This is a genomic window from Winogradskya consettensis (assembly GCF_018332715.1).
GTDB lineage: Bacteria > Actinomycetota > Actinomycetes > Mycobacteriales > Micromonosporaceae > Actinoplanes > Actinoplanes consettensis.
Map to the genome: position 1 here is coordinate 18,324 of NZ_BOQP01000051.1, position 15,934 is coordinate 34,257.

A 15,934-nucleotide genomic window follows, 5' to 3' on the forward strand; every position below is an offset into this window, starting at 1 on the left:
GGCGTTCAGTGACCGGAGAAGTGGGGGCGGCGCTTCTCCATGTAGGCCCGCTGACCCTCGACGGCGTCGGCGGAGCCGCGGCAGGCCCGGATGGCGCGCTCGGCGTCCGGGATCATCTCCGGCCAGTCCACCGTGCGGATCGCGAGCTTCGCGGCGCGCAGGGACAGCGGCGCGTTGGCGGCGATCGACTCGGCCAGGCGTTCGGTTCGCGGGAGCAGTTCGCCGGTGGGGACGACGTGGTTCACCAGGCCGATCCGGGCGGCTTCGGCGCTGTCCACGTGGGCGCCGGTGAGCAACAGCTCGGCGGCGTACGCGGGGCCGACGGTGCGGGCCAGCACCCGGCCCTGGGACAGCGGGTAGCCGAGGCCCAGGCGGACCGCGGGGATGGCGAAGGCGCTGCGGTCGTCGGCCAGGCGGATGTCGGCGCCCAGCGCGATGGCCAGGCCCGCGCCGAGACAGAAGCCGTGAATCATCGCGATCATCGGGGTGTCGGAGCGGAAGAGGCTGGTGACGACGCCGTCCAGTGCCTCGTCGGCGGTCCGCTGCACCTCCTCGGAGCGCTGCTGGGCCGCGAACTCGCTGATGTCGGCCCCGGCGGCGAACGCCGTCGTGCCCTCGCCGCGCAGGACGATCACGCGGACCTCGTCGTCGGCGGTCAGCTTGTTCAGGCTCTCGGACAGGTCGGCCAGCATCCGCATGGTGAGGGCGTTGCGCCGCGCCGGGTTGTCGATGGTCAGCCAGCCCACTCCGGCGCGGATCTCCGTACGGACAGAACCGGTCATCGTGGGAATACCTCCGCGCGCGTTTCACGAGTGTTCCGTCCGGTCTACCGTGCGGGCTCCCGCGGCGGAACCCCTACCCGCCTCCTCAGAGCCCGCAGCAGCCCGGCCTCGGTGGTCGAGCCTCCCTTAGGGGGTGGCTAGGGGCTTCCCGGCGGGGGTGGTGACCGTACGGTGCTCGTTTGAAGGTCCGGACCGGCGGCGGGAGGACCACGAGGGTGAAGGAGGCGCCGGCATGACGGCTGTCGTCCCGGAGCAGGGTCAGGGGCTCGTCGACGTCGTCCGGGGCCGGCTCGACGAGAGCCAGCTCGCCGCGTTGCGGCAGGCCCTCGGCGAGTACGCGGCCGAGCGCACCACCGCTCCCGCGCACACCCCGGACGGGAACACCCCGGCCGAGAAGACCCGCCGGCAGGTCTGGCCCGGCCCGATGTACGGCGACCGGCGCCCCTCGCCCTGGCGGCGTGCCGCGGGCTGATCCGTGCCCGCATCCGGCGGGCCGGTCCTGCTGACACGAGGAGACTGATCCGCCTTGCGCAAGGTACTCATCGCGAACCGGGGCGAGATAGCCGTCCGGGTCATCCGCGCCTGCCGCGACGCCGGCCTCGGCAGCGTCGCCGTCTACGCCGACCCGGATCGGGACGCGCCGCATGTACGCGCCGCCGACGAGGCGTACCGCCTGGGCGGTACGACGCCGGCCGAGAGCTACCTCGACATGGCCAAGGTGCTGGCGGCGGCCGCCGCGACGGGCGCCGACGCCATCCACCCGGGCTACGGGTTCCTGTCGGAGAACGCCGCGTTCGCGCAGGCGGTCATCGCGGCCGGGCTGACCTGGATCGGGCCCCCGCCCGAGGCGATCCGCCTGCTGGGTGACAAGGTCTCCGCGCGGACCATCGCGCGGCGCGTCGGCGCGCCACTGACACCCGGCACGGCCGCGCCGGTGCGGGACGCGGACGAGGTCGTCGCGTTCGCCCGTGAGCACGGGTTGCCGGTGGCCATCAAGGCGGCGCACGGCGGCGGCGGCCGCGGGCTCAAGGTGGCGCGCACGCTCGAGGAGATCCCGGCGCGTTACGAGTCGGCGGTCCGCGAGGCCGTGGTGGCGTTCGGGCGCGGCGAGTGCTTCGTCGAGCGCTACCTGGACCGGCCCCGGCACGTCGAGACGCAATGCCTCGCCGACTCGCACGGCGCCGTCGTCGTGGTGTCCACCCGCGACTGCACGCTGCAGCGCCGGCACCAGAAGGTCGTCGAGGAGGCGCCGGCGCCGTTCCTGACCGCCGAGCAGAACGCCGAGCTGTACCGCGCGTCCAAGGCGATCCTCGCCGAGGCCGGCTATGTCGGAGCCGGCACCTGCGAGTTCCTGATCTCGGCGGACGGCGCCATCTCGTTCCTCGAGGTGAACACCCGGCTTCAGGTGGAGCACCCGGTGACCGAGGAGGTCACCGGCATCGACCTGGTGCAGGAGATGTTCCGGATCGCCGAGGGCGAGGAGCTGGGATACACCGATCCGCCCGTCCGCGGTCACGCGTTCGAGTTCCGGATCAACGCCGAGGACGCCGGCCGTGGCTTCCTGCCCGCGCCGGGAACGGTGGGCACCTGGGAACCGCCGTCGGGCCCGGGCGTGCGGCTCGACGCGGGCGTGACCGCCGGCACGGTGGTCGGCCCGGAGTGGGACTCGTTGCTGGCCAAGCTCGTCGTGGTCGGCGCGGACCGGGAGCAGGCGCTGCGCCGGGCCCGCCGGGCGCTCGCCGAGTTCGAGGTCTCCGGCCTGGCCACACTGCTGCCGTTCCACCGCATCGTGGTCAGCGATCCCGCGTTCGCGCCGGCGCCGGGCGAGCCGTTCGGGGTGCACACCTCGTGGATCGAGACGGAGTTCGCCACCCCCGTCGAGTCTTTCGCCGGGCCCGCGGGTGCCGGGGCGGGGAGCGCCGAGCTGCGTACGCTGGTGGTGGAGGTCGACAGCCGCCGGGTGGAGGTGCGGATACCCGCCCTGCTCGGTGCCGGATCCGGATCCCAGGGTGCCCCGCGGCTGCCCGCTCGGCGCGCCGAGAACACCGGCCGGGCCTCCGGATCGTCGGGCAGGACGCTGATCGCGCCCATGCAGGGCACCATCGTGTCGGTCGCGGTCGAGGCCGGGCAGCAGGTCGCCGAGGGCGATCCGATCGTGGTGCTCGAGGCGATGAAGATGGAGCAGCCGCTGCTCGCGCATCGGGCGGGCACCGTCTCCGGGCTCACCGTCGGCGTCGGCGCGCAGGTCAAGGCCGGCGGCATCATCTGCACCATCGAGGACTGAACCCCATCGGTGCTTCCCGGCCCGCCGCGGCGGGCCGGGAACACCCGCGTCAGGCTGTGGCCGGCCGGTTCATGTCCAGGCTCGGCGGCAGGTCCGAGCGGTTGGACACGTTGAGTTTTCGGTAGATCCGGGTCAGGTGCTGCTCGACCGTGCTGAGCGTGACGAACAGCTTGTCGGAGATCTCCCGGTTGGTGTAGCCGACCGCGGCCAGCGACGCCACCCGCCGCTCGGCGTCGCTGAGCAGCTTCGCGGGGCTGTCCGCCCCCGCCGCGGCCTGGGTGTCGGCGGACTCCGCGTCACCGAGCGGGATGTGACATTCCTGGGCCAGGCCACGGGCCCGCCGGCTGATCATCGCCGCCCGGCGGGACTCCCCGAGCGCCTCATGGGCTTCCGTGAGCATGGTCAGTGTCCGCGCCAGCTCGTAGCGGTCGCCGCTGCGCTGCAGCAGGTCCCCGGACTGGCGCAGCAGCATCGGCCGGTGGCGCAGGGCGCTGGTCGCGGCGAGCAGCCGCATCGCCACGCCCTGGACCCGGGTCAGCGCGGCCGAGCGGGCCAGCTGCTCCTCGATGAGCCTGGTCGCCTGCTCGGCGCGGCCCAGCGCCAGGCAGGCCTCGGCGATGTCGTTACGCCAGGCGACCAGGCCCGCGGCGTCGATGCGCCACTCGGTCATCAGGTCCCCGCACCGGGTGAAGTCGCGCAGGGCCAGCTTCGGGTGTCCGGCTGCCAGGCTGTAGTGCCCGCGGGCCTGCAGGTACAGCAGCCCGGCGCGGCTCTGGAACATGCCCTCCGGCACCGGCTCGTCGACGTACGCCTGGACCTCGCCGAACTCCCCCATCGCCGTCCCGGCCATGATCAGGCTGGACAGCGGCGCGCCGATGGCCGCACCCCAGCTGCCCTTGGGCATCAGTTCCAGCGCGGTGCGGGCGTGGTCGCGGGCGCCGCGAAGGTCGCCGAGACGCAACGCCGCTTCGGCGCTGATCGACAGCAGCCGGGCCTGCCGGGACGGGGCCGCGCGCCGGCCGGCCTCCTCGGCGAACTTGTCGCACCACGGCAGCGCGATGTCGGCGTGCCCGCCGTACACCAGCGCGAGCAGCGCCGATTCGACGGTGTCCAGTGTCGTCTCGTCGAGGCTGACACTGCGCAGGATGCGTTCGGCGACGGCGACGATCTCGCCGGGCACGCCGCGTTCGAGCACGCGGCAGAGCAGGGTGACGGCCTTCAACCGGCGGCTGGAGGCCACGCTGTGCACGGGGGCCGGGCCACCCGCGGCGGGCAGGTCGGCGGCTTCGCTGATGCCCGGGTAGGTGGCGCGCATCCAGGGCTGCAGCACCGCGAGCTCGGCGGCGGTCCCGGGGGTGCAGTCGGCGGCCCGGGGCAGAGCTCCCAGCACCGTACGCGCCTCGTCGACCCGGCCCTGCCAGAGCAGCGTCCTGGTCAGCACGGCCGCGTCGGCGCCCCGCAGCTCGCCCCGCTCGCTGCCGGTGAGCAGACCGCCGATCAGGTCGCTCGCCATCGCCGGGCTGACCCGCCAGCGGGCACGCAGCAGCTCCGTCGTGACCGCGTTGCGCCGCACCGGTTCGGTGCTCTGCCGACGTACGCATTCCAGCAGGGTCAGGCCCCGGTCCACATCGCCGTCGCGCAGCGCCGTGCGGGCCGCTTCCTCGAGCGCACTCGTCGCCCACGGCGCGTCGACCGGTGTGGCCTGGCGCAGGTGCTCGGCGATGACGGCCGAGCTGGCGCCCCGCTCGTGAGCCAGGCAGGCAGCCCTCCGGTGCAGGTCGGCCTGGTGGCTGCCGTCCATGTCGGACAAAACGGCGTCGCGGGCGGCCTGGTGCCGGAATCCACCGTGGTCGAGGACGCCGGCGCCGGTCAGCGAGCGGAGCAGCCGGTCGGCGGCGACGGGGTCGAGGTCGTACAGCTGGCGCGCCAGCCGGGGGTCGGAGGACAGCGCCAGCGCCTGGGCCACGCTGCGCAGGTCGTCGCCGCCGCTGCTGACCGCGCGCAGCACGGCCCGCCCGTAGCCGGTGCCTGCCACCTCGCCGGCGGGGGCGTTGTCGCCGGCCGCCACGTAGTCCTCGATGAGGCCGTCGAGCAGCAGCGGGTTACCCCCGGTGAGCCGGTACCACTCGGCGGAGTGCTGCCGGCTGGTCGCGGCGCCGAACCGGGCGCTCACCACCTCCCCGACCGCCTCCGGGGTGAACGGCGCGAGCCGTAGCCGGGTGTGCTGCGGCAGGCTCACCACGTCGTCCTGCAGCGGGTCCAGCTCGGAGTGGCTCATGACGATCAGCATGTTCGCGTGGCGCGCACGCCGGCAGAGGTAGACCAGGCACCACAGCGACGCCTCGTCGGCGTGGTGGACGTCGTCGACGACGATCGCGAGTGGATAGCGCTCGCTGAGGTCGAGCATGATCGTGCCGATCTCGTGCATCACCGGCACGTCGAGCGGGGCGGGTCCGCCGGCGCCGACCGGGCTCGACCGGCCGACCGGGCTCGACCGGGCAACCTCCGAGCAGAGCCGGCGGGTCCGTTCGCGGGTCGGCAGCGGCAGCGGCGCGGCACGCAGCAACTGGTTCATCAGGCCCAGGGAAAGGTGGCGCTCGGCGGCCGAGCCGTAGCCGACCACCGCCAGCGCGCCGTTGTCGATGACCCGGTTGGCGAAGGTGTCGAGCAGCTTGCTCTTGCCGGTTCCCACCGTGCCCGCCACGGTGGCCGTACTCCCCCGGCCGGCCACCGCCTCGGCGAGCAGCCCCTCCAGGACGGAAAAAGCGCGGCCCCGATCGTCCGACTGCATGGTCGCACTCCAAAAATAGGGGTGATCAGATCCGCGGTCAGGCTACTGGGAGCGCTCTATCGGCACGCTATCGAGAATTTGGCGGTATTCGATAAGCCAGGTACCGGTCGATGCGCGCAGGACGGCGAACGGCCTGGCCGGGCACGTGCGGGCGGGCTCTACCAACCTCCCGGAAACGCCCCTGACCACGCCTTTCCTGATCGCGTCCGAACAAATCCGCAGGCCCGGTTCAGTACTTAGATATGTTTCTCAACAGAATTCGGGCACAGTTGCGGGACAAACGGGCATCGGAGCCCACCGCCATTACGTGCCCCGTGTTTCATCCGGAAGTCGCGAAGACGTCGAATGCAATTCTTGCGTCCAGTTCCCGCCCCGGTCCGGACACCCGGGTCACGGGCGTTCAGTTCCCGTCGCCCGCACCCAGGTGGCAGGGCGGGCAGGTGCGCGCCGTCAGGAGCCAGGCGGCCTCCCTGGATGCGCGATCGGCTGCGGCGGCAAGCTGCTCGGGAGGGATCCGCTCCTGCCCCTCTGCGCGCGCGCAGGCACCGAACAGGGTATGGAACGCGTACCGCGGATCCCGGTCCGGGCGGGTGACCACGATGTCGATGAGATGGACGTCGGCGAGGGCATCGAGCAGATCCCCGGCCTCGGCCACGGAGACGTCCAGCAGGGCGGCCCCGATCCGGGCCGAGAACGTGGCGTGGTCCAGCTGCCCCAGCAGATGGAACAGCCGCCGCGCCGGGGCGCTGAGCCCGTCGGTCGCCGTGCGGACGCTCTCGCGCAGGCTCATCCCACCGTGCGCCAGCTGGGCCGCCGGATCCTTGTCGGCGGCCAGCCGGTCGGCGAGGCGCCGCAGGTTCCAGTGCGGGCGGCCGGCGATCCGGGCACCCGCGATCCGCAGCGCGAGCGGCAGGTCTCCGCAGAGCTCGGCCAGGTCGGCGGCGGCGGCGCGTTCCGACCCGACCCGCTGGGCGCCCAGCATCCGGGAGAGCAGCTCGATCGAGGCCGGCCGGTCCAGGGCCCCGACGGTGATGTGCACGCTTCCGGGCAGGCCCGGCAGCCACCGCCGGCTGGTCACCAGCACCGCGGAGCCACGCGCCCCGGGCAGCAGCGGGCGGACCTGCTCCTCGTCGGCGGCGTCGTCGAGGACCACCAGCGTCCGCAGCCCGGCGAGGCGGGCCCGGTACCGCTCGGCACGCTGGTCGAGCCCGCCCGCGACACCCGCGCCGGTGTCGCCGAACGCGTGCAGGAAACGGCCGAGGACCGGGTCCGGCGCGACCGGATCGGGCCCGCTGCCGTGCAGGTCGGTGAAGAGCAGGCCGCCCGGGAACGACTCGGCCAGCGCGTGCGCGGCATGCACCGCCAGCGCCGTCTTCCCCGCTCCGGGCCGGCCGACCACCACGACCACGGGCACCGCCTGGCGGCCGGTGCCGTCCCCGGCGCCGGTGAGGACCCCGCGGACGGCGGCGAGATGATCGTCGTATCCGGTGAAGTCGGCGATGTCGGTCGGCAGCAGCTGCGGGCCGACGCCGGCCGGGGCGGGCGGGGCGACCGTGACCACCGGGCGTTGCGCCGGCGCCGCCGGGAGGACGGGCGTACGCAGGGCGGCGTCCGAGACGAGAATGAGGTGCTGCAGCCGCCGCAGCCACTCGCTGGGCTCCAGGCCGAGATCCTGGACGAGGCTGCGCCGGGCCTGATGGAAGACCTCCAGCGCCTCCGCGCGCCGGCCGGAACGGTAGAGCGCGAGCATCAGCTGGCCGCGCAGCCGCTCGCGCAGCGGGTGGGCGGCGATCAGCTCGGTGAGCTCGCCGACCAGGTCGCGGTGCAGGCCGAGACCGAGCTCGATCTCGATGCAGTCCTCGGTCGCGGCGATCCGGCGTTCGTCGACCACCTCGGCCGCGCCCTGCAGCGCCACGCTGCCCAGGCCCTGGAGCGCGGACCCCCGCCAGAGCGCGAGCGCTGCCCGGTAGTCGCGGGCGGCGGTTCCCGGCCGGTCCGCCTCGGCCTCGGCCCGGGCGCGCGTGACGAGGCTGTCGTAGCGGGTGAGGTCGAGGTCTGCCTGATCGAGCTGGAGCAGGTAGCCCTGCGACCGCGTCTGGATCGCATCCGGGCGGCCGTGCGACGCGAACAACCGGCGCAGCGCGGATATGCAGATCTGGGTCTGGGCGCGCCCCGTGGACGGCACGTCGATGCCGTAGATCGCGTCCGTCAGGCGCGCTATCGGCACGACGCGGTTCGCCTCCAGCAGCAGGCTGCCGAGAACGATCTGCTGACGGGTCCCTCCGGACGGCACCCGGTCGGAGCCCGCCACAATTTCGAGCGGGCCCAGAATGCGGAACTCCACCCCTCGTTCACCTCGCGTTCTCGGGGCGGACCCGCCGCGCCCGCCGGTTCGCCAAGCTCCCGTGAAATGGCTTTATTCAAATCGGGTCGTCTCGCGCCCTCGCCGCGATCGGACCATCGCGATCAATTTTCCCTGGATCTATGTCTGAAGATCAAGTATCTGGCTACTTCTACCCTCAAAAACAGTGAACGCTGCCCCTTTTGGATTCCACTGTGCACATCCACTGAACCGGGTAATCGCCGGAGCACTTTTTGCCCCGAGATGCCGGATGTAAAGAAGGGCAAGGTGAGCGTTTCTCACGCTTCGCACATATGCACGCCAATGCATGCCTACATTCACCGCCGTCGTCAGCAGAGCCGCCGCCCGCGGAGCCCGGCAACGACGCCGGGCGCCGGTGCGGCCACGGTGTCACCGGCCGCACCGACGCCCGGTCGCGGATCAGACGGGCTTACAGGTGTACGAGATGAAGATGCCCCAGTTGATCGACAGGGTGGTGCCGGGCAGGCAGTAGCCGTACTCCGGGTCCAGGGCGATCGGCAGCAGGTAGCCCTGCGGCAGGAACGCGTGGCACCACATCCCGGTCTGGCTCGGGGCCCCGCCGTAGAGGTTCGTGATGCCGGCGCCACCGGCCTGCACGCACTGCCACAGGTAGACGGTGCCGTCCTCGGCGGTGGCCGCGGTCTGCACGGATGCGGCCCGCTGAGGCGCGGCCTGGGCGACGGAGCCGGGCAGCACCGACGCGACGGTCAACGCGACCGCGACACCCACGCCGGCGAGCAGTTTGCGAATCATCTGTTCTCCTCACTTACCTCCCGCCACGGTCGTGGCGGAGCAGAGAGGCGGGTCAGACCACGACGGCGGTGACGATCAGCCCGCCGCGCGCGGCCCACCTGCCGGAGAAGCCGGAGAGCGTCGTCCCGTTGACCCGCGCCGGCGCGACGAGCTGCCGGGCCTCGAACGTGCCGTCCGGCTCGATGCGTACCACCACGTCGGTGAAGTCCAGCGACCGGTGGGTGATCGGATACCAGGCCTTGTAGACCGATTCCTTCGCGGAGAAGAGCAGGCGGTCCCAGGCCACGCCGAGGTGCCCCAGCCGGACCCGGTCGGCACGCTCGCGGGCGCACGACACCGCCTCGTACACCCCGACCGGCAGCGGCTCGTTGGGCTCGGCGTCGATACCTACCGACAGGACGTCGGCACGCAACGCCAGCGCAGCGGCGCGGAACCCGGGGCAGTGGGTGATGCTGCCGACCACCGGCGGCGGCCAGCCCGGGGCGCCGCGCTCCTGCGGCACGACCGCCGCGGCGGGCAGCCCCAGCCGGGACAGTGCCTGCCGGACGCACCAGCGGGCAGTGGTGAACTCGGCCTGCCGCTTGGGCACCGCCCGCTCGATCGCGGCGCGCTCCTGGGGATACAGCTCGATGTCACGGTCGGTGGTCGTCTCCACACACACCACCGAGGACGGGAGCAGCGCCTGCAGCCCGGTCATGCCGGAATCGGCGCCTCGACCCGCTGCGCGACCGCCGGGCCGAACACGGTCAGCTCACCGTCCAGGTACGCGTCGCGGCAGGCCCGGCGCTGTACCTTGCCGCTGGTGGTCCGGGGCAGCGTGCCGCGGCGGATCAGCAGGACGTCGGTCACGGGAACACCGTGCCGGTTCTCGACCGCCGTGCGTACCAGGTCGCGCAGCACGTCGGCCGGCGTCTCGCGGACCACCCGGCCGTTCACCTCCAGGACGATCACCAGGCCGGCGTCGGGGTCCGTCCCGAACGCCGCCGCGCACGCCGGGAACAGGCCGGGGGCGGCGAACTCGACGGTGTGCTCGATGTCCTGGGGGAACAGCCGGCGACCCCGGTGGTGGATGACGTCCCGGTGCCGGCCGACGACGAACAGCTCGCCCTCGTGCAGGAAGCCGAGGTCACCGGTGCGCAGGAAGGTCTGCTCGGGATATCCGTCGCGGACGCGGGCCCGGAACGTCTCCGCCGACTCGCGCGGGCGGCCGAGGTATCCGGTGGCGACGCAGGGACCGCAGATCCAGATCTCGCCGACCGTCGCGGCGTCGCAGGCCGAGCCGGTGTCGGGATCCACCACGACGACCTCGGAGCGGCCGTCCGGCCGGCCGCAGCTGATCAGCGGCACCGCCGCGGGGTCGTCGGCGGCCCGGACGTCGACCCGGCCCAACGACAGTTCGTGGGCGGAGACCCACAGCGTCCGGTGCGGCTCACCGGCGCGGCTGCCGGAGACCTTCAGCGTGTTCTCGGCCAGCCCGTAGGCCGGGCAGACCGCCGCCGGGTCCAGCCCGTACGGCGCGTACGCCGCGACGAACCGCTCGATCGTGTGCAGCCGCACCGGTTCCGCGGCGATCAGTGCCACCCGCCACGACGTCAGGTCCAGGTCCGGCGGCGCCGTGGACGCGGCCCGCAGCGCCATCTCGTACGCGTAGTTGGATCCGGCGGAGTGGGTCGCACGTTTGCGGGCGATCTCGGTCAGCCAGCGGATCGGGCGGCGGCCGAACTCGTCGGACGGGATCAGGTGCGACGGCACCGAGGTCCACAGCGGAAGGATGACGCTGCACAGCAGACCCATGTCGTGGTAGATCGGCAGCCACGAGACGATGCCGCCGTCCTCGCCGACGCGGAACGACCACCGGTCGTCCATGTCGGCGGCGTTGGCGCAGAAGTTGCGATGGCTGACCTGGACGCCCTTGGGGGAACCGGTCGAGCCGGAAGTGTACTGCAACATCGCGGTCGAGTCCGGGTCGATCCGCCGGTCCCGGAAGCCGGCGGCGTCGTCGTCGGGGATCTCGTCGGTGCAGATCCAGTCCAGCCGGGCCAGCTCGCCCAGGTCGCCGAACGTCGCGAGCAGTTCGTCGCGCACGACGGTGGTGGTCAGCACCGCGCCGGCACGCGCGTCGCGGGCGATCGCGAGAACCCGGTCCAGGCCGCTGCCGCGGCTCGGCACCTTCACCGGTGCGCCGGCCACCCCCGCGAGGTGGGTGGCGAGCAGCGTACGCGGGAACTCCAGGCCGGTCGGCTGCAGGATCACCGCGGAGGCGCCGGTCAGGCCCCGGTCGACGAGCGTCGCGGCCCTGGCCCGGGCCGCGACGTCGAGCTCGCCGGCGGTGAGCACCTCGTCGGCCGGGTCACCCGCCATCGTGCAGACCACCGAGGACGGGTCCGCGGCGACGCGCTGCGCGAGCACCGCCGGCAGGTCACTGAGCCCGCTCATCGTCATTCGATCAACCCGTCTCGTCGGCTGCGGACCCCGGCACGAAGGTCGCGACCCAAAGTCAATGACGGTCGATCTGTGTTGCCTACCCCTACCGGACCCCTCAGCGCGCGGAGGGAACCGGGCGGCCCGAGGTGAGCTGCTCCTTCATCACGCCGAGCACCCCGGCCTGGTGCTGGGTCAGGAAGAAGTGGCCGCCGGGGAAGGCCCGGAAGTCGAAGTCCGCGGTGGTGTGGGCCTGCCACGAGCGCGCCTCGTCCAGGCTGACCTTGGGGTCGTCGGAGCCGGTGAAGACGGTGATCGGGCAGGACAGCGGGCCGCCGGAGGAGGCGCGGTAGGTCTCGGCCGCGGTGTAGTCGGCGCGGACCGCCGGCAGGATGAGCCGGATCATCTCGTCGTCGGCGAGCATGCCGCCGCCGGTGCCGTTGAGCTTGCGCAGCTCGTCGATGACGCCCTGGTCGTCCATCAGGTGCACCCGCTCGTCGCGGTGGGTCGACGGCGCGCGGCGGCCCGAGGCGAACAGCCGCCGCGGCACCACCCCGGCCTCGGTCTCCAGCAACCGGGCCACCTCGAACGCCAGGCTCGCACCCATGCTGTGCCCGAACAGCGCCATCGGCCGGTCGGTGCGCGGCCGCAGCACGGTGAAGATCTGCCGCGCCAGCACGTGCAGGTCCTGCACGCTCGGCTCCGACCGGCGGTCCTGGCGCCCCGGGTACTGGATCGCCAGCACGTCCACCGCGGGCGACATCGCCTGCGACACGGGGAAGTAGAAGCTTGCCGAGCCGCCGGCGTGGGGCAGGCACACCAGTTGCGTGCTGCCGGCCGCTCCCGGGTGGTAGTTGCGGATCCACAGGTCCGCGTTCAGATTGCTGGACATGCGGCTCAGCATCACCGAGGTCACCCGCGCCCACAAGACTCCGGGACCGCTATAGGGGTGGCCTACGGGTTCCCGCTGCCACCGGGCGTCGCCACGATCGACCAGGCCTGTTGCGTGCGCGAACCGACCGGGAGTTGTCGACATGATTGAGGTACGCGGCCTGCGCAAGACCTACAAGCTGCGCATCGGCGGGCAGAAGACCTCCGTCGACGCGGTCAAGGGAGTCACGTTCTCCGTGCCCCAGGGCGGGGTGCTCGGGCTGCTGGGCTCGAACGGCGCCGGCAAGACCACCACGATGCGCATGCTCACCACGCTCATCCGGCCCGACGGTGGCGAGGCGACGATCGCCGGCGCGGACCTGATCCGCGACCCCGGACGGGTACGCCGTCAGATCGGCTACGTCGCGCAGGGCGGCAGCACCTGGGACGAGGCCACCGTACGCGAGGAACTGCTCATGCACGCCCGGATGTACGGCCTCAGCAAGGCCGAGGCACAGACCCGGGTGGCGCGCACCGTGGACGCGTTCGGGATGACGGCCTACGCCGACCGCCGCTGCCGCACCCTCTCCGGCGGCCAGCGGCGGCGCGCCGACATCGCCATGGGCCTCATCAACGAGCCGCGGGTGCTCTTCCTCGACGAGCCGACCGCGTCGCTGGACCCGGCCGGTCGCATCGAAATCCGCGACCAGGTACGGGCCCTGCGCGAGTTCGGCGTCACGGTCCTGATCACCACCCACTACCTCGAGGAAGCCGACGCGCTCTGCGACCGGATCGCCATCGTCGACAAGGGTTCCGTCGTCGCCGACGGCACCCCCGCCGAGCTCAAGAGCGAGGTGGCCGGTGACGTGGTGACGCTGGGCTTCGACGGCGGCCTCGACGCCGCGGTCAAGGTGCTCGACGGCGCGCCGTACGTCAACGCGCTCCGCACCGGCGAGGACAAGCTCCGGCTGAACGTCTCGTCGGGCTCCCGGACCGTACCGGCCATCCTCCGGGACCTGGAGGCGGCGGGCATCACCCCCGCGACCATCGAGGTGCACCGGCCCACGCTCGACGACGTCTTCCGCGCCCGCGCCGGGCGCCCGTTGCAGGAGTCCTGATCACATCAGTTCGGAAAGGCAGTGCCGATGGCTGTTCTCCAGGGGATCTGGCTGGTGCTGCACCGCCAGCTGATCCAGCTGATCCGCAATCCGGTGTGGATCCTCGTGGGAATCCTCGACCCGGTGCTGTTGCTGCTGCTCTACGCGCCGCTGCTGCGTCAGGCGCTGGGCCTGGGTAGCAACGGCGAGGCGTACGCCACGTTCGTACCCGGCCTGCTCGTCATGATCGCCGCGCTGGGCGGGCTGTTCCAGGGCTTCGTCATGCTCACCGAGCTGCGCGCCGGCGTGATCGAGCGGTCCCTGGTGACCCCGATCCCCCGGGTGTCGCTGCTGCTCGGCCGGTGCCTGCGCGACGTCGTCGTGGTGCTCTGGCAGGCCGTGATCCTCACGTTGCTCGCGCTGCTGTTCGGGCTGCACATCCACGTCGTCGGCACACTCGTGTCGTACGCGGTCGTGGCCCTGGTCGTGCTCGCCATCTCGGCGTTCTCGAACGGGCTGGCCCTGTCGGTGCGCAACGACGCGTCCCTCACGCCGATGCTCAACTCCCTCTCCCAGCCGCTCGTGCTGCTGTCCGGCATCCTGCTGCCGATGGCGCTGGCACCGTTGTGGCTGCGGGACATCTCCCGCTGGAATCCGCTCAGCTGGGCCGTCGACGCGGTGCGGGCGGCCTTCGCCGGCCGGATCGGCGACGACATCGTGTGGCAGGGGCTGGTCATCATGGGCGCCGCCGCGCTGCTCGGCCTCGTCTACGGCACCCGGCAGATCCCCCGCAGCGTGCGCTGACGGTCACCACAGCCCGAAGAACGCCCAGCCGGACGGGATCCGGCTGGGCGTTCGGCGTACACGGATCAGAGCGGCATGTTGCAGTGCTTGCGCGCCGGGAACTCGACCTTCTTGTGGCGCAGCGCGTCGAGCGCGGCAGCGACCTGCAGACGCGTCTCGCGCGGCTGGATGACCGCGTCGAGGTAGCCCCGCTCAGCGGCGAAGTACGGGTTGCTGAACTTGGTGCGGTAGCTCTCGGTCAGCTCGCCGATCACGCGCCGCCGGTCTGCGGGCTCGGCCTCCGCGATCTCCCGGCGGTGCAGCACGTGCACGCCGGCCTGGGCACCCACGACGGCGATCTCGGCGGTCGGCCACGCGAGGTTGATGTCGGCGCCCAGGTGCTTCGAGCCCATCACGCCGTACCCGCCGCCGTAGGCCTTGTTCACGACCACCGTGACCATCGGGGTGGTGGCGTCGGCGTAGGCGAAGCCGAGCTTGGCGCCGTGCCGGATGATGCCGTCGCGCTCCTGCTGCACGCCGGGCAGGTAGCCGGGCACGTCCACCACTGTCAGGATCGGGATGTCGAACGCGTCGCAGAAACGCACGAACCGCGCGCCCTTGCTGGACGCGTCGATGTCGATCGCGCCGCTGAGCATCAGCGGCTGGTTCGCCACGACACCGACCGGGCGGCCGTTGACGAAACCGAAGCCGCAGATCAGGTTGGTCGCGAAGCCACGCTGGATCTCCAGGAACGAGCCCTCGTCGATCACCCGGTCGATGATGCGCCGCATGTCGTACGCCTGGGTCGCCGAGTCCGGGATGATCGTGTCGAGCTCACGGTCGCGGTCGGTGATCTCCGGCTGCGCCTCGTACGCGTACGACGGCAGCCCGGACATGTTGTTGGTGGGCAGGTACGACAGCAGGTCGCACACCCACGCGATGGCCTCCTTGTCGTCGGCCGCCACGTGGTGGACGTTGCCGGAGACCTCGCTGTTGACCGCGGGCCCGCCGAGCTCGGCCAGCGTGGTGCGCTCGCCGGTGACCGCGGCGATCACCTCCGGGCCGGTGACGAACATGAAGGACGTCTCCTCGGCCATGACGATGATGTCGGTGCCCTGCGGCGTGTAGGCGGCACCGCCGGCGCACGGCCCGAGGACCAGCGAGATCTGCGGGATCACACCGGACGCGCGGGCGATACGCCGGCCCAGCTCGGCGTACTGGCCCAGGGAGACGACGCCCTCCTGGATCCGCGCGCCGCCGGAGTCGTTGAGACCGATGACCGGGCAGCCGATCGTCGTCGCGAAGTCCTGGATCTTGTTCATCTTGGCGCCGAACGCCTCGCCCATGCTGCCGCCCAGGACCGTGAAGTCCTGGCTGAACGCGCACACCCGGCGGCCGTTCACCAGCCCGTGGCCGATGATCACGCCGTCGCCGTACGGGCGGTCGCGGTCCATCCCGAAGTCGGTGACGCGGTGCCGGACGAACGCGTCGAGCTCGATGAACGTGCCCTCGTCGAACAGCAGGTCGATCCGCTCGCGGGCGGTGAGCTTGCCCTTGGCGTGCTGTTTGGCCACCGCTCGCGCCTCGGCCTTGCCCGAGATCTCCTGGCGCCGCTCGTCGAGCCCGGCCAGACGCTCGGCGGTGGTGGGCGCCGGCTCACCGACCCCGGCCACCGCCAGGGCCGCCCGCGCCAGGGTGGCCCGGTCGGGCCCCGCCGACTCGGTGTTCGGCGGAGACAGGACTTGGTTGTCTGTCATGGGTCAGCCTTTC

12 protein-coding genes are annotated in these 15,934 nt (G+C 72.3%); 4 read left to right on the forward strand and 8 right to left on the reverse strand.

Annotation, left to right across the window (positions count from 1 at the left end):
* Positions 1–5 precede the first annotated feature (5 nt).
* Complete coding sequence (locus tag Aco04nite_RS40245; RefSeq protein WP_213002500.1) at positions 6–782, reverse strand: enoyl-CoA hydratase-related protein; 777 nt, start codon at positions 780–782, stop codon at positions 6–8.
* 232 nt (positions 783–1,014) lie between these two features.
* Between Aco04nite_RS40245 and Aco04nite_RS40250 the strand changes: the two genes are divergently transcribed.
* On the forward strand, positions 1,015–1,254 hold the full coding sequence (locus Aco04nite_RS40250) for an acyl-CoA carboxylase epsilon subunit (RefSeq protein WP_213002501.1): 240 nt from the start codon (positions 1,015–1,017) through the stop codon (positions 1,252–1,254).
* A gap of 54 nt (positions 1,255–1,308) precedes the next feature.
* Positions 1,309–3,066 (forward strand): acetyl/propionyl/methylcrotonyl-CoA carboxylase subunit alpha, encoded by a 1,758-nt coding sequence (locus Aco04nite_RS40255; protein ID WP_213002502.1) that lies wholly within the window; start codon positions 1,309–1,311, stop codon positions 3,064–3,066.
* Positions 3,067–3,115: 49 nt separating this feature from the next.
* Here the strand turns inward: Aco04nite_RS40255 and Aco04nite_RS40260 are convergent, their stop codons facing one another.
* The 6 genes from Aco04nite_RS40260 to Aco04nite_RS40285 form a co-directional block, all read right to left on the reverse strand.
* On the reverse strand, positions 3,116–5,857 hold the full coding sequence (locus Aco04nite_RS40260; RefSeq protein WP_213002503.1) for a helix-turn-helix transcriptional regulator: 2,742 nt from the start codon (positions 5,855–5,857) through the stop codon (positions 3,116–3,118).
* Positions 5,858–6,257: 400 nt separating this feature from the next.
* A complete protein-coding gene (locus tag Aco04nite_RS40265) occupies positions 6,258–8,201 on the reverse strand; it encodes an AfsR/SARP family transcriptional regulator (RefSeq protein ID WP_213002504.1) in 1,944 nt (647 codons plus the stop codon).
* A 438-nt stretch (positions 8,202–8,639) separates the two neighbouring features.
* Complete coding sequence (locus tag Aco04nite_RS40270) at positions 8,640–8,993, reverse strand: hypothetical protein (RefSeq protein ID WP_213002505.1); 354 nt, start codon at positions 8,991–8,993, stop codon at positions 8,640–8,642.
* A 52-nt stretch (positions 8,994–9,045) separates the two neighbouring features.
* The gene (locus Aco04nite_RS40275) at positions 9,046–9,690 is read right to left on the reverse strand and encodes a 4'-phosphopantetheinyl transferase family protein (protein WP_213002506.1); all 645 of its coding nucleotides are present in this window, start codon (positions 9,688–9,690) and stop codon (positions 9,046–9,048) included.
* Positions 9,687–11,429, reverse strand: a complete 1,743-nt coding sequence (locus Aco04nite_RS40280; protein WP_213002507.1) for a fatty acyl-AMP ligase — start codon at positions 11,427–11,429, stop codon at positions 9,687–9,689. Before Aco04nite_RS40280 ends, Aco04nite_RS40275 begins: the two co-directional genes overlap by 4 nt.
* Positions 11,430–11,532: 103 nt before the next feature.
* A complete protein-coding gene (locus Aco04nite_RS40285; RefSeq protein ID WP_213002508.1) occupies positions 11,533–12,306 on the reverse strand; it encodes a thioesterase II family protein in 774 nt (257 codons plus the stop codon).
* A gap of 142 nt (positions 12,307–12,448) precedes the next feature.
* On the opposite strand from Aco04nite_RS40285, the gene Aco04nite_RS40290 reads away from it, so the two are divergent.
* Positions 12,449–13,402, forward strand: coding sequence for an ATP-binding cassette domain-containing protein (locus tag Aco04nite_RS40290; RefSeq protein ID WP_213002509.1), 954 nt, complete (start codon positions 12,449–12,451; stop codon positions 13,400–13,402).
* Between the two features lie 27 nt (positions 13,403–13,429).
* On the forward strand, positions 13,430–14,185 hold the full coding sequence (locus Aco04nite_RS40295) for an ABC transporter permease (RefSeq protein WP_213002510.1): 756 nt from the start codon (positions 13,430–13,432) through the stop codon (positions 14,183–14,185).
* A gap of 65 nt (positions 14,186–14,250) precedes the next feature.
* Here Aco04nite_RS40295 and Aco04nite_RS40300 read toward each other — a convergent pair whose 3' ends face one another.
* A complete protein-coding gene (locus tag Aco04nite_RS40300) occupies positions 14,251–15,921 on the reverse strand; it encodes an acyl-CoA carboxylase subunit beta (protein WP_213002511.1) in 1,671 nt (556 codons plus the stop codon).
* Positions 15,922–15,934 lie beyond the last annotated feature (13 nt).

What these genes read in the sequence shown, in the direction of transcription:
- Aco04nite_RS40280 (WP_213002507.1), bottom strand. Translation starts at nt 11,429, where the DNA reads ATGAGCGGGCTCAGTGACCTGCCGGCGGTGCTCGCGCAGCGCGTCGCC.
- Aco04nite_RS40250 (WP_213002501.1), top strand. Translation starts at nt 1,015, where the DNA reads ATGACGGCTGTCGTCCCGGAGCAGGGTCAGGGGCTCGTCGACGTCGTC.
- Aco04nite_RS40260 (WP_213002503.1), bottom strand. Translation starts at nt 5,857, where the DNA reads ATGCAGTCGGACGATCGGGGCCGCGCTTTTTCCGTCCTGGAGGGGCTG.
- Aco04nite_RS40270 (WP_213002505.1), bottom strand. Translation starts at nt 8,993, where the DNA reads ATGATTCGCAAACTGCTCGCCGGCGTGGGTGTCGCGGTCGCGTTGACC.
- Aco04nite_RS40300 (WP_213002511.1), bottom strand. Translation starts at nt 15,921, where the DNA reads ATGACAGACAACCAAGTCCTGTCTCCGCCGAACACCGAGTCGGCGGGG.
- Aco04nite_RS40290 (WP_213002509.1), top strand. Translation starts at nt 12,449, where the DNA reads ATGATTGAGGTACGCGGCCTGCGCAAGACCTACAAGCTGCGCATCGGC.
- Aco04nite_RS40285 (WP_213002508.1), bottom strand. Translation starts at nt 12,306, where the DNA reads ATGTCCAGCAATCTGAACGCGGACCTGTGGATCCGCAACTACCACCCG.
- Aco04nite_RS40295 (WP_213002510.1), top strand. Translation starts at nt 13,430, where the DNA reads ATGGCTGTTCTCCAGGGGATCTGGCTGGTGCTGCACCGCCAGCTGATC.
- Aco04nite_RS40245 (WP_213002500.1), bottom strand. Translation starts at nt 782, where the DNA reads ATGACCGGTTCTGTCCGTACGGAGATCCGCGCCGGAGTGGGCTGGCTG.
- Aco04nite_RS40275 (WP_213002506.1), bottom strand. Translation starts at nt 9,690, where the DNA reads ATGACCGGGCTGCAGGCGCTGCTCCCGTCCTCGGTGGTGTGTGTGGAG.